This is a genomic window from Nocardiopsis sp. MG754419 (assembly GCF_018207095.1).
In the GTDB taxonomy this organism is placed as follows: Bacteria; Actinomycetota; Actinomycetes; order Streptosporangiales; family Streptosporangiaceae; genus Nocardiopsis.
The window spans coordinates 41,845-54,834 of the sequence record NZ_QOCZ01000017.1 but is presented as its reverse complement, the minus strand read 5'-3'; the positions used below and the strand labels follow the sequence as shown (position 1 = coordinate 54,834).

Sequence of the window (12,990 nt, the reverse complement as noted above, 5' to 3'; positions counted from 1 at the left end):
GGGTGGTTGCACCACTACAATCACCACCGGTTCCACACCGCGATCAGCGGCCCTCCCGCCTCCCGCGTACCTAACCTTTCAGGTCAGTACACCTAGCGGCCACCGCCGAAGAGGCGGCCGAACAGACCCTGCGGCGCCGGCTGGGCCGCGGCGGCCTGCGGCTGCGCGGAGGCGACCTGCTCGGGCTCCGGTTCGGAGTCCACTCCGACCAGGGCACAGTATTCCTCGGCGTTGTCGGGCAGGGCCCAGGCGGCGAGGGTCGCGGTGAACTCCTCGTCCTCCCACGCCGCGGCCGGCAGCTCCGCGATCGCCCACAGGACCTTGAGGGTCTCCTCGTCGTAGTCGGCCTGGGCGTGCTCCTCGGGGGTGCGGTCCTTGGAGCGGGCGCCCAAGACCAGTTCCAGGCCGACGCCGGTGGCCAGGGCGCGCGAGGCCTCGTCCCCCTTGATCAGCCCGGGCAGGATGTCCAGGCGCAGGCGGCGGGCGCGGTCCCCGGCGCGGCCCAGCGCGAGGAAGCCCAGGGCCTGCGGCGAGCGGTCGCCGCAGTGCGGCCACGACTCGTTGAACAGGCCCTCGTACCCCATGGAGGTGCCGCCACCGCGACCCACCCGACGCAGGCCCTCACGGGGCGTGTTCTCACCGTGGATGAGGACCATCGCCACCGAGGCGGCGAAGGAGTTGTAGAGGTTGCCGCCGGCCATCTGGTGGGTGAGGCCCACGGTGGTGTCGACGTCCTGGGGTGTGGCGAGCAGGCCGAGGGCGAACATCTCGGCGGGCAGGGGCTCGGCGTGGCCGGCACCGCCGGAGGCCTGGTCCATGGCCTCGCGCAGGTTGGTGGGGGCCTTGGGGGTGGGGCGCAGGTCCTTGGCGAGAAGGAACGAGGAGGCCCCGGTGATCTCGGAGACGATGCGCTCGTGCTCGTCGGGCAGGAAGGCCAGCAGGTAGCTCACCCACTCACCGGCGCGGTCCAGACCCCCGCGGTTGGTCCCACCGTGCAGGAGGGCGACCAGGTCGGGCACCCGGGCGAGCACCGCCTCGTAGGTGTCGAGTTCGGCCTGGAGCACCGCGGCACCGTCCTCGGACTCCATGACGGCGAGGCGGTTGCGGGCGCGGTGGTAGTGCTGCTCGTCGGGGGCCTCGTCCATCGCCGCCCGGTACTGGGCGCGCACCTTCTCGGCGTCCTCGGAGGTGGCCCGGGCCACCTCCTCACGCCACTGGGCGAGGTCACGGTGCTGCGGGAACCGGTCCTCCGCGTGGGCGGCGACCAACTCCAGCAGAAGGCTGAGTGGGCGCCATCGGTCCATGTCCGAGGTGGCGTCGGCGGTCGCGATGTCGACGAGCCGATCGACGACCTGCGGTGCGGCGCGGTGCCCCGGCGCCGGGAACCGGATGATGTCGTGGAGGTCGGACAGCGCGCTGTCGACGGAGCCGACCTGGTCGAGGAGTACGGGGATGCGCTCCCCGCCCTCGGGGGCGAGGGAGGCCCAGTCGACGTCGGCGACGTTGTCGTGTGGTTCGTTTCCCGTGGTCGCGTTCATGCCCCGATTATCCCGGCTCGGCCCGTGTACGCGAATCGCGGTGCGGCGCGGTCACGTGTCCCGGGGGTCGGGGCGTCCGGCCATGGCCGGTGCCGGGCGCAGCACGGCGTCCTTGAGGGCCTTGGCGGCGGCGGGGACCTCGCGCAGGTAGCCGATGACGGTGGAGCGGCGGCGTGCGCCCAGGCTGGAGTCGCCCACCCCCACGGCGTCGATGCCGGCGGCTCGGGCGAGCGCCAAGGTGCGCGGCAGGTGGAAGGACTGGGTGACCATGGTGGCCGCGTCCACCCCGTAGAACTCCCTGACCCTGACGCAGGTGTCCCAGGTGCGGTAGCCGTAGGGGTCGGCCTCGACGCGGTCGGCGGGGACCCCCTGGTCGACGAGGTACCCGGTCATGGTGTCGGTCTCGCGGAAGGACACCTCCCGGTTGTCCCCGGAGACCAGGACACGGTCGACCTTCCCCTCCTCGATGAGGCGGACGGCCAGGTCCAAGCGTCGGGCCAGCAGAGGCGAGGGACCGTCGGCCCAGGCGGCCGCGCCCAGCACGACGGCGACGGGCCGGTGCGGAACGTGGGCGATGTCGGGGCGGCGACCGGCCCCGGCCAGGCGGGTCCAGGCGAACGGTGCCAGGGCGAGGACGACCACGCCGCCCATGATCGTCCCGATCCAGATGAGCACACCCGCCGCCTCTCGATGTCGACCACGGCCCGTGCCGCGCGCCCCACCATCATGGCGCACCGCGGGGGTGCCCGGACCGGCGCGGGCGGTGCGCGGTCGGGGCCGTGGCTCAGGCGAAGGGGTTCCAGCCGCCGGCGCGCTTGTGCCGCACGCGCAGGCTGCCGCCCTGGGACTGTCCGGTGATGACGAAGTGGGTCACCCCGGCACGGCGAAGGGAATCGACGTCCGATCGCAGGCTGCCGAACCAGGAGGAGTCGACGTCGATCTCGGCCGTGGCCCCCTCGGGCAGGATGATGTCGGCGCCGCCCCACGAGGTGTCCACCCACACCTCCACCACGGGGGTGCTGATGCGGGCCTCGCGGAAGTCGAGCCGTGTGGAGCCGAACCGGGCGTCCACCTCCACGCGCTGCGGCACGGTCCAGTCGCCCTTGCGGACCAGGGAGTTCCCCTGGGCCTTGAGCCGCAGGGTCTGGTCACCGGGGACGAGGGGAGCCTCCCGCGAGGCGACCGTTCCGCCCGGAGCGGCGGTGGAGAAGTTGCCGGCGCCGGCCGGCAGGTCCGCGACGATGGGTTCGAGGTCGGCGTAGGTCTTGGCGGCGTAGACCGCGTTGAGACGATCGTCCAGCTCGTCCAGGTCAAGCCGCCCCTCCCCCGCGGCTTCCCGCAGGATCTCAGCGACCTGATCGCGCTCGCCGTCGGAGATGCGCATCCGGCTCATGTCGTTGGGGGCCACGTGCTCGTACCGCTCCTTCTGCCTGGTTTGTCAGACCCACGTTAGAGCATGCGGAGCGACGATGGCCGGTCGCCGACGGGTGTGATCGTGCACGACGCAGCGTCCCCGCTCGGGGCCGCGCCGGAGTCGGATGGCGCCTCTCCCCTGTGGTCGAGGACTCTGCCGGGGTAGGACGGACCCCGGCAGAGTCCTGGACCGCGCGTGATTCCCTGCCCGGGTGCCTCCACGATCCCCCACCGCACCCGTCCTGCACAGAGCGTGTCCACAAACGGCCAGACAGTGAGCGTCGACCGCCTTGGGCTCACGTTCCGGAGCGCCGCACGCACCTGCCCCCTCATCGGGTTTCGGCCCCGATCGCCGACGGCGACCGCGCCCACCCCTGACCCACCGACGACCCACGCGGGATGGGCCACGACCCTCTTCGAACTCCTCTTTCGGTCCGTCTTTTAACCTGATTAAGGACACAAGGTAGACCCGAGAAACCCCAGGTCACGGGACGGTTCCCTCACGGGATCGACGCATCCCTCGCGTCCATTCGAACACCCTTGCGCAAAACATCCTTTGAACTGCAAAGACGCAACCTCTTCGAGGTTCCCGAAATCTGCCCTTCTTCGCCCTCGCGACCGCGTTTGCCCAAATTCCCCCGCGAGCATGTTCCAGGTGAGCGCGAAAGCTCGCCCGACCAGGCCTCCCTTCGCGCGACACCCATCCGATCCGACCGTTCAGCGGAGCCACCATCAGGTCGACGACCGGAGGAATCAACGACGTGTCCGCCCTTGCGATCGCCCCGGCTTTTCTCAGTGACTTCACCCACCTCACGCCCGACGTCCAGCTCGGCACCCTGGCCGTGATGCGCGCCTACCAGGCCGGCGAACCCACCGACCTGGAATCCGTCGCGGGCGCCGCCGACCCCGACGTCCGGGTCCTGGCCATCGCGCCCGACTGGACCGCCGTCATCGCTCCCGCCCCGGGCGCCGAGGCGGACTTGCCCCCGGAGCCGTCCGCCGAGCCGGACACCGACGACCCGCACTACCGGCTGCTGACCGTGCGCCCTCGGGAGGAGGCCCTCCGCTACGCACGGAACCTGCGACCGCGCGTGCCGACCGACACCCTCGCCGAGACCGTCCACACCACGGCCGACCTCACCCCCGAAGGTCCGCCGGAACTGTCCGGCGCGCTCGGCTCTCCGTTCGCACAGTGGCGGATCACCCTGCACCCGGACCAGCACCGGGTCACCGAGTCGCACTTCAACGGATCGGTGCAGGTCACCGGCGGCCCGGGCACGGGCAAGACGGTGATGGCGCTCTACCGGGCCGCCCGTCTGGCCGAGCTGGACGCCGCCGCCCACCCCGAGGACGAGCGGGAGTCGGTCCTGCTCACCACGTACAACCGGGCCCTGGCCCAGTCCCTGGCCGAACGCCTGGATCAGCTCCTGCCCGACCCCGGAACCCGGTCCCGCGTGCGCGTGGCCACCATCGACTCACTGGCCCGCTCCGTGGTCCAGACGCACGCCGGCGTCGCCCCGCGGATGATCGGCGCGGACGAGCTCGCCCAGCGTTGGCGCTCGGTCGCCCTCGCCGACGGGCTGCCCTTCTCCGGGCGCTTCCTGGTGGACGAATGGGAGCAGGTCATCCTGGCCAAGGGCCTGGACCTGCTGCCCGACTACATCCGTTGCGAGCGCAGCGGCCGGGTCCAGCACCTGGCCCCCGAACACCGACGCCAGGTCTGGGAGACCGTCCGGCGCTACGTGGGCGCGATGCGGGTGGAGGGACTGTGGTCCTATCCACAGTTGGCCGCCGAGGCCGCTCGCCTGGTCTCACGCTCGGGTCCACTGTTCCGGCACGCGGTGGTCGACGAGTCCCAGGACCTGCACCCGGCACAGTGGCGGATGCTGCGCGCCTCGGTCCCCGAGGGACCCGACGACCTGTTCGTCGTCGGCGACCCGCACCAGCGGGTGTCCGACAACCGGGTGTCCCTGGCCTCGCTCGGCATCAACGTGCGCGGCCGTGGCCACCGGCTGCGGGTCAGCTACCGCGTGACCCAGGAGATCCTCGACTGGAGCATGCCGATCCTGGGCCGGGAGGCCGCCCTGGGGATGGACGACGACGCCGACACCCTCGCCGGTTACCGTTCCCTGCTGCGCGGCCCCGCGCCGGTGGTCCGCGGCTGCGACAGCCGGACCGAGGAACTCCGGGCGCTGGGCGAGTGGGTGCGGGTGTGGCTGGAGGCCGGGGTGAACCCGGAGGAGATCGCGGTGGCCGGACGCAACCAGTGGGTGGAGCGCGGTGTCGCCAAGGAACTGGAGGCGCGCGGGGTGCCCACCGCGCCGTTGGAGGACGGCGGGGCGCCCGGTGCGGTCCGTGTCGGCACGATGCACCGGATGAAGGGACAGGAGTTCCGGTGCGTGGCCGTGGTGGGGGTGAGCGAGCACCTGCTCCCGCCCAAGGCCGCGATCGAGGCCGCGGAGGGTGACCAGGTGGCCCTGGAACAGGTGATCCAGCAGGAGCGCACGTTGCTGTTCGTGGCCTGCACCCGGGCCCGCGACGCGCTGTACGTGTCCCACGTGGGCCGACCCAGCCGGCTCATCACCGAGAACCGTTGACCCACGGTCGCACGTGCGCGGCGGGCCGGGGACGTCGTCGGACGTCCCCGGCCCGCCCTCTTCGGGCTCTCCGGGGCGGCGTCGGTCAGTCCGGGCCCGCCGCGAACCGACCGTCCAGGTCCGGGATGACCATGCGGTCGGTGGAGGCCATCGGTTCACCGACGTCCACGTCGGTGACGTGCATGATCGGCAGAAGCAGCGGCGGAGGGAAGTCCGGGGTGAAGGTCAAGGGGATCCCCAGGAGCCGCAGGCGCATGCTGGTGACGTGGAGTTCCACGTCGCCCTCCAGGTCCATGGTGGGCAACCCCAGTGACCGTCGGCTTCCGGCGTCGTCGAACCACAGCTCACCCCCGGTCAGGTGGGTCCGGTCCATCGTGAGCCGGAGGTAGCGTCGCGGACCGTCGACGGTCGGGCACTCCACGACGCCTTCGTAGCGGGCGCCGAACATCGTGAGGCCGTCCGCGGTCAGACCCGAGTCACGGACCGAGCCGCGGAAACATCCGTCGCCCTGGGCGACGCCGACCTCGGGGTAGGCGCCCTGGTCCCGCGCGGCCCGGCAGGCCATGACGGCGTCGAGGAGTTCCTCCTCGTCCTCGACCACGGCGCCGTCGCCCCGACGCAGTTCGCACTCGGCGGGGTCGGCGTCGTCCTCGGCCTCCTCCTCTTCGTCCTCCTCCTGACGCTCGTCCTCGTCGGCGTCGTCACCGTCCTCGTCGGAACCGTCCTCGTCGGAACCGTCCTCGGGCGCGGTCTCCCCCGGCGGCTCCGTGGGCGCCCCCGTGGGCGGCTCCGACGGGGCCTCGGAGGGTTCCTCGGCTTCGGGGCCCTCCTCGGACCGTTCGTCGTCTCCGGGGCGGAACCAGTCCCAGGGCCATCCGAGGGTCGGAGCGGGCGCGGCGGCGATGGTGACGGCGACGACCAGTGGAAGCGCGAGCGCCGCCGACGGTCGGTTCCCGCCACGCGGGTCGTCGACGGTGTCGGGCCGACCCCTGCGTGTGCCGGGGGTGTCCGTTTCGGTGGCCTCGGTGGCCTCTGGGCCCGCGGCGTTCTCGGTGTCCGCGTCCGCGGGGCGTTGGGGGTCGTCCACGGCGGCGGCGCCGGAGCCTTCGTCTCCGGCGTGGGCACGCTCCCTCACCGCGGCCCGGCGACGTCTCCGTGGGCCGTGCCGGGCGTCGGGCCCCCAGGCGAACACGAGCGCTCCACCGATGATGCCGAGCAGCATGCCGATGACGAAGCCACCGAAGTTGGAGGTCACGAAGGAGGCCAGCGAGAGCAACAGCCCGACCACACCGAAGAAGGTGTGCTGGGCGGGCTGGAGCCAGCTCAGCACGCCGATGACGATGAGCAGGACACCGATGAGGGTTCCGGAGACACCGGCGACCCCGGCGTAGATGATCAGGTCGATGGGCAGGATCAGGCTCTGCGCGGCCGGTGCGACCAGCAGCTCGATTCCGGCGGCGACGAGGAGGACGCCGCCCCAGAACGGCCGTGTGCGCCGCCAGCCGCGGAACCGGCCCCATCCCGCGCGGAGCAGGGTCATCGCTTGGGCCATGGGATCAGAAGCACTCGTGGGAGCCGGGTCGGATGGCCAGGTTCAGGCCGCTTAGGCGCAGGGAGCCGGAGGTGACCGCCCACGAGGTCAGTTCCATGTCGCTCACCAGGATGGAGTCGGCCTGCAGGCCGAAACCGCCCTCCGGCCCCTGACCGCCCTCGGCCTTGTCGAGGGTGCTGGAGTCCCGACCGATCTCGATGGCGCCGAACTCGGCGTTGCCCTGCATCTGCTCGATGTCGATGACCATCGAGGTGCCCTCGACCGGGGTGTCGGCACCGGCGTTGATGACGAGGGTGGCCTCGCCGATCGGCAGGTCCCACAGGGAGGACAGGCACAGGTTCTGGATCTCCGCGGTGTTCACGGTGGACAGGCCGACCGGCCGGGCGGAGCCGTCGACCGAGTTCGCGACGTCGCCGTACTGCGTGAAGCCGTCACCGGCGAAGCTGTCGGCGGACATCTTGAAGCTGTCGCCGGAGACCGCGAAGGAGGCGGCGAGCAGGCCCTGGGTGGTCATACCGCCGAGCACCGCGGCGGCGACGAGACCCGGGACCGCGAGCAGGGCGAACCTGCGCCACCGGGTGCCGCCTCCGTGCCGTTCGGGCGCTGCCTGACGTGCCTCGGGCACCTCTTCGGGGGCCTTGGGCATGTGTACCTCCAGAGGGTTTCGCCGCCCGGGGACGGCGAGGGGGGAAGGAACCTTGCACCGATGCGCGCCACGTGTGTTACTTGGAACACACCTTACTCGGCGGTAGTGACGAACATTACAATATCAATTGTCACATTTCCAGATGGCGCAATCATCGTTGCGGACTCGTATCCGGCGCACTACGGGATACCGCTTCCGAGCTGCGAAAAAGAGGTCCGAGTCCATGCCCCCTCACAGCGCAACAGACCCCGCCGCCCCCGAGCAGGCCGGCCACGACTACGACGTGGTGGTGATCGGCTCCGGGTTCGGCGGATCGGTGAGCGCGCTCCGCCTCACCGAGAAGGGTTACCGCGTCGGCGTCCTGGAGGCCGGTCGACGCTTCACACCCCAGACCCTGCCGTCGTCGTCCTGGGACCTGAGGAACTTCCTCTGGGCTCCCCGCGCGGGCCTGTACGGGATCCAGCGCATCCACCTCCTGCGCGACGTCATGATCCTGGCCGGGGCAGGGGTGGGCGGTGGCTCGCTCAACTACGCGAACACGCTCTACCACCCGATGGATCCCTTCTTCGAGGATCCACAGTGGCGGCACATCACCGACTGGAAGTCGGAACTGGCCCCCTTCTACGACCAGGCACGACGCATGCTCGGCGTGCGCACCAACCCCACCATGACCCCTTCCGACGTGCACCTGAAGGCGGTCGCCGAGGAGATGGGGGTGGGCGACACCTTCCGGCTCACCCCCGTGGGCGTGTGCTTCGGCGACGGTGAGGACGGAGACGGCTCCACCGCCGCTCCGGGTGCGCCTGTCGGCGACCCCTACTTCGGCGGCGCCGGTCCGGAGCGACGGGCCTGCCGGGAGTGCGGTGAGTGCATGACCGGCTGCCGCCACGGCGCCAAGAACACGCTCACCGAGAACTACCTGTACTTCGCGGAACGGGGCGGGGCCGAGGTGCACCCGTTGACCACCGTCGAGCGGCTGCGCGAACGCCCCGACGCCGAGGGCGGGGGGTACGCCGTCGACACCGTCCGCACGGACGCCCCCCGACGCCGGGAGAACGCCCGCACGTTCACGGCCCGACAGGTGGTGGTCGCCGCGGGCACCTACAACACCCAGGTCCTCCTGCACCGGATGCGGGACCGCGGCATGCTGCCGCGCCTGTCCGCCGCGCTGGGCACCCTCACGCGCACCAACTCCGAGGCGCTCGTCGGCGCGATGAGCAAGCGGGTGCGCCCGCCCGAGGACCTCACACACGGGGTGGCGATCACCTCGTCCATCCACCCCGACCCGAACACGCACATCGAGCCGGTCCGCTACGGCAAGGGATCCAACGCGATGGGGCTGCTCACCACCATCCAGGTGCCCGGAGGAGGGAGGATCCCGCGCTGGCTGCGCTACGTGGGACTGATCCTGCGCCACCCGTCCGTGTTCGCCCGCAGCTTCTCCAACCGCCGTTGGTCCGAGCGCACCATCATCGGTCTGGTCATGCAGTCGCTGGACAACTCCCTGACCACCTCGCTCGCGCGCGGACCGCTCGGCGGCGGGACGAGGCTCACCTCGCGGCAGGGACACGGAGAGCCCAACCCCACCTGGATTCCGGCGGGCCAGGAGGCCGCGACGCGACTGGCCGCACGCATCGACGGCCACCCGGGTGGCACCGTCGGCGATCCCTTCAACGTCCCGATGACCGCGCACTTCCTGGGCGGGTGCCCGATCGGGGACGACGCCGAGACCGGGGTCATCGACCCGTACCACCGGCTGTACGGGTACCCCGGGCTGCACGTGGTCGACGGATCGGCGGTCACCGCGAACCTGGGCGTGAACCCGTCACTGACCATCACCGCCCAGGCCGAGCGCGCCATGTCGATGTGGCCGAACCACGGTGAGGAGGACACCCGCCCGGAACAGGGCGCGGTGTACCGGAGGGTGCGGCCGGTGTTCCCCCGTGATCCGGCCGTGCCCGCGGGCGCGTTCGCGGAGCTGCGGTACACGACGTCACTCCCGCTCACGGTGGTCGAGCCGGGCTCGGAGGCGGCCGAGGTCCCCGCGCCCACCCCGGAGAGCGTCGACCCGGTTTAGGGGACCGGTCGGTTCGGGAGCCGACCACGCCCCGGCGAGCGGCCACGAGGACACCCCGGACCCACGGGGGTGTCCTCCCTCAGGACGGGCCCGCGGGACCCTCGTCGTCCTCGCTCTCGTGCGCCCGGAGCTCCTCCAGTGCCTCCGCGAAGTGATCGCCCATGACGTCGCTGAGGTGGTGGGCCATCTCCTGGGCCAGGACCGCGTCGACGGCCTGCTGGGCCAGGGGACGCACTCTGCGGATCAGTTCGGCGATCTGCGCGACCTCGTCGGCGCGGATGACGCTGCCGGGGGTGTACTCGTCGACGATGTGGTCGGTCACGGTCCGGACCATGTGCTCGGACACGTCGCCGATCCGGTGGCGGAGGTTCTCGGCGATGTCGAGGACGGAGTCGACGCTCATGCCGAGCTTGACGAGCTCGACCCCGGCGTGGAACAGGCGGGGGCTGGGGATCCGGAAACGCAGACCGTCGCGTTCCAGGACGCGGAGTTCGAGGGCCCGCCTTATCGTCCGGGGGGTGACGTCCTTGCCGAAGAGTTCGCGGATCTCGCCGAGCCCGACGTAGTCGGCGATCTCGTCGGTCCAGGCGTCACCGATCGCCGACTCGAAGCCGAGGATCTCCGACAGGTCGCCCCCGCGTTCCCACACCTGGAACATCTCACCGATGTTGGCGAAGGTGTAGCCGCGACGGAGCAGCTGGCCGATCAGCCGCAGGCGCGCCAGGTGCGCCTCCGAGTAGATGCCGACGCGCCCCTGACGTCGCGGCGGGGCCAGCAACCCCCGGTCCTGGTACACCCGGACGTTGCGCACCGTCGATTCGGCGAGCCGGGCGAGTTCGTCAATGCGGTATTCGGCCATGGCACCACCCTAAAGACACGAGAGGGCCGTACTCGTCGGTATTCGGGGCCTTTCACGCCACCGATCGTGGTCGACACGAAGCGTCATGCCCCGGCGCAACCGTGCCGATAAGGCCAAAGCCCACGAAAGCCCCATAAGGCTCATATCCGGCGCCGAACACACGAGAGGAGAGTGGGCCCGCCGCATCGGCGCCCCGTGCCGGCGCCCACCGACCCGTCGATGCCCGGTCACCGCCACGCGACGCGATCCGAGCCTTCCCCGACGGCCCCGACCGGTGCACCCTTTAGCCACCGGAGGCCGTCGACCCCGGACCCCCGACGGCCCGACCTCGCGCGTACGCAGGACACACCGCGAACACCGGAACCTACTCGCGAGTAAATTCACCGCTTCACCCCATTGCATTGTGACAATGACCGTTGTAACGTTCCGGCAATGACTGTGGAGGAGATCACATGACGCCCCCCTTGCCGCACCATCTGCGCCGCCTCCCCGGCCGGAACGCCCTGGTCACCGGCGCCTCCGGGGCGTTCGGCAGCGCCACCGTCGCGGTCCTGCGCCACATCGGCGTCAACGTCATCGGCCTCGACCACAAGCCCGCCCCCGGCGTCATCGCCTGCGACATCACCGACGACCGCCAGGTCCGTGACGGGGTCGCCGAGGCGGTCGAGCGGCTCGGCGGTGATCTGGACCTGCTCGTCCACTACGCCGGGGTCGGACCCTCCGTGGACATCGGCCACGCGCCCGACGCGCACGCCCACCAGGCACTGGAGGTCAACCTCCTCGGCACCTGGCGGGTCACCGCGGCCGCCATGCCCCACCTCGTACGGGGTCGGGGCCGTGTGATCGTCACCGCCTCCCTGCTCGCCCATCTGCAACTGCCGCTGGCCGGCGCCTACACCGTCTCCAAGCGCGCCGTCACCGCCTACGCGGACTGTCTGCGCGCCGAGTACGGAACCCACGTGGAGGTCACCACCGTCCATCCGGGTTTCGTCGACACCCCGATCCACGAGAGCTCCCGCGCCACCGGCGCCTCCCTCGACGGCCTCGTCCCCGTCGAGACCGAGCGCGACACCGTCATGGCGGTGGTCAGGGCCGCAGGCGCCAAACGCGCACCACGTGACGTCGCCTCCACCGCCCTGGGAACCGCCGCACTCCACCTGACCCGACACTTCCCCGGCACCACCGAGCAGATCGTGTCGCTCCAACTCGGTCTGCTCCTCACCGACGGTGCCTTCGCCGACGCGGAGATCGCGCAGGGCCTCCACGCCCGCCACGGCACCCCGCACGCACCGACCGCCCTCTCCTGAAGGAGCAGCCGTTGACCGCCGAAGCCGTCGCCAAGCCCAAGACCACCGACCGCGAGGACATCGCCAAACGCCTCCTGCGCGGTTCAGCCAAGGCCTCCTACGACCCGCTCGTCGAGATCGACTGGGACGCCCCGGTGGACCCCGACATGTGGGCGATCCGCCCCGAGCGCATCTCGATCTACGGCACCCACCTGTGGGAGGGCCTGAGCGAGGAGAAGCGCAAGGAGCTCTCGCGTCTGGAGGTCGCCAGCGTCGCCACCATCGGCATCTGGTTCGAGACCATCCTCATGCAGATGCTGGTGCGGCACGCGTACCACAACGACCCCACCTCGCTGCACGTCCAGTACGCCTACACCGAGATCGCCGACGAGTGCCGGCACACGATCATGTTCGCGAAGATGGTGCAGAAGCTCGGGTGGGAGACCCACCGCCTCGACCCGGTCACCTTCCACCTCGGCCGACTGTTCAAGGCGATCGCGCACGGTCCGCTGATCTTCGCCGGCGCCCTGTTCGTCGAGGAGGTCCTGGACCAGCTCCAGCGCGAGGCCGTCCCCGACGAGCAGATCCTGCCGTTGGTGCGCGCGGTCGCACGGATCCACGTGACCGAGGAGGCGCGGCACATGCGCTACGCCCGCGAGGAGTTCCAGCGGGACTGGCCGCGGCGCGGCGCCCTCAACCAGGCCTACAGTCGGATCGTGCTGGGTCTGGTCACCTACTACTCCGCGACCCGGCTGATCAACCCGAAGGTCTACGAGCAGGTCGGGCTCGACCCCGAGGAGGCCTCCCGGGTCGCCAGGGCCAACCCGCACTGGGTCGACACCAAGACCTGGGCGGCGCGCAAGGTGGTCAAGACCCTCGACACCGCGGGCGCCATCTCCGGCCTCGGCCGGTACTTCTGGAACAGGGCCGGCCTCCTGGGCCGCTGACCCCGTCCGCCACGATGGCCTCGCACCGTGCCATCCGTCCCGGGACCGTCGGGTCCCCCGAGAACGCCGTCGCCG

General features: G+C 71.1%; 10 protein-coding genes. 4 read left to right on the top strand and 6 right to left on the bottom strand.

Features of this window, described 5'->3' with window-relative positions:
• Positions 1-92: 92 nt before the first annotated feature.
• From DSY14_RS05410 to DSY14_RS05400, 3 genes are all read right to left on the bottom strand, one after another.
• Positions 93-1,538 (bottom strand): hypothetical protein, encoded by a 1,446-nt coding sequence (locus DSY14_RS05410; RefSeq protein WP_211715340.1) that lies wholly within the window; start codon positions 1,536-1,538, stop codon positions 93-95.
• 51 nt (positions 1,539-1,589) lie between these two features.
• Complete coding sequence (locus tag DSY14_RS05405) at positions 1,590-2,189, bottom strand: vancomycin high temperature exclusion protein (protein ID WP_211715342.1); 600 nt, start codon at positions 2,187-2,189, stop codon at positions 1,590-1,592.
• A gap of 133 nt (positions 2,190-2,322) precedes the next feature.
• The gene (locus DSY14_RS05400; protein ID WP_211715339.1) at positions 2,323-2,946 is read right to left on the bottom strand and encodes a DUF1707 domain-containing protein; all 624 of its coding nucleotides are present in this window, start codon (positions 2,944-2,946) and stop codon (positions 2,323-2,325) included.
• A gap of 766 nt (positions 2,947-3,712) precedes the next feature.
• Between DSY14_RS05400 and DSY14_RS05395 the strand changes: the two genes are divergently transcribed.
• The gene (locus DSY14_RS05395) at positions 3,713-5,548 is read left to right on the top strand and encodes a UvrD-helicase domain-containing protein (RefSeq protein WP_211715338.1); all 1,836 of its coding nucleotides are present in this window, start codon (positions 3,713-3,715) and stop codon (positions 5,546-5,548) included.
• A gap of 85 nt (positions 5,549-5,633) precedes the next feature.
• On the opposite strand, the gene DSY14_RS05390 is transcribed toward DSY14_RS05395, so the two are convergent.
• Both DSY14_RS05390 and DSY14_RS05385 read right to left on the bottom strand, forming a co-directional pair.
• Positions 5,634-7,100 (bottom strand): DUF6114 domain-containing protein, encoded by a 1,467-nt coding sequence (locus tag DSY14_RS05390; RefSeq protein WP_211715337.1) that lies wholly within the window; start codon positions 7,098-7,100, stop codon positions 5,634-5,636.
• A 4-nt stretch (positions 7,101-7,104) separates the two neighbouring features.
• A complete protein-coding gene (locus DSY14_RS05385) occupies positions 7,105-7,746 on the bottom strand; it encodes a DUF6230 family protein (RefSeq protein ID WP_211715336.1) in 642 nt (213 codons plus the stop codon).
• A gap of 223 nt (positions 7,747-7,969) precedes the next feature.
• Between DSY14_RS05385 and DSY14_RS05380 the strand changes: the two genes are divergently transcribed.
• Positions 7,970-9,823, top strand: a complete 1,854-nt coding sequence (locus DSY14_RS05380; protein ID WP_211715335.1) for a GMC oxidoreductase — start codon at positions 7,970-7,972, stop codon at positions 9,821-9,823.
• Positions 9,824-9,902: 79 nt separating this feature from the next.
• Here the strand turns inward: DSY14_RS05380 and DSY14_RS05375 are convergent, their stop codons facing one another.
• Complete coding sequence (locus tag DSY14_RS05375; RefSeq protein WP_211715334.1) at positions 9,903-10,682, bottom strand: MerR family transcriptional regulator; 780 nt, start codon at positions 10,680-10,682, stop codon at positions 9,903-9,905.
• 452 nt (positions 10,683-11,134) lie between these two features.
• On the opposite strand from DSY14_RS05375, the gene DSY14_RS05370 reads away from it, so the two are divergent.
• Together DSY14_RS05370 and DSY14_RS05365 are read left to right on the top strand one after the other, a co-directional pair.
• Positions 11,135-11,989 carry an SDR family oxidoreductase gene (locus DSY14_RS05370; protein WP_211715333.1) on the top strand — a complete coding sequence of 285 codons (855 nt, stop codon included), beginning with the start codon at positions 11,135-11,137 and terminating at the stop codon, positions 11,987-11,989.
• Positions 11,990-12,000: 11 nt separating this feature from the next.
• On the top strand, positions 12,001-12,915 hold the full coding sequence (locus tag DSY14_RS05365) for a diiron oxygenase (protein WP_211715332.1): 915 nt from the start codon (positions 12,001-12,003) through the stop codon (positions 12,913-12,915).
• Positions 12,916-12,990: the final 75 nt, after the last annotated feature.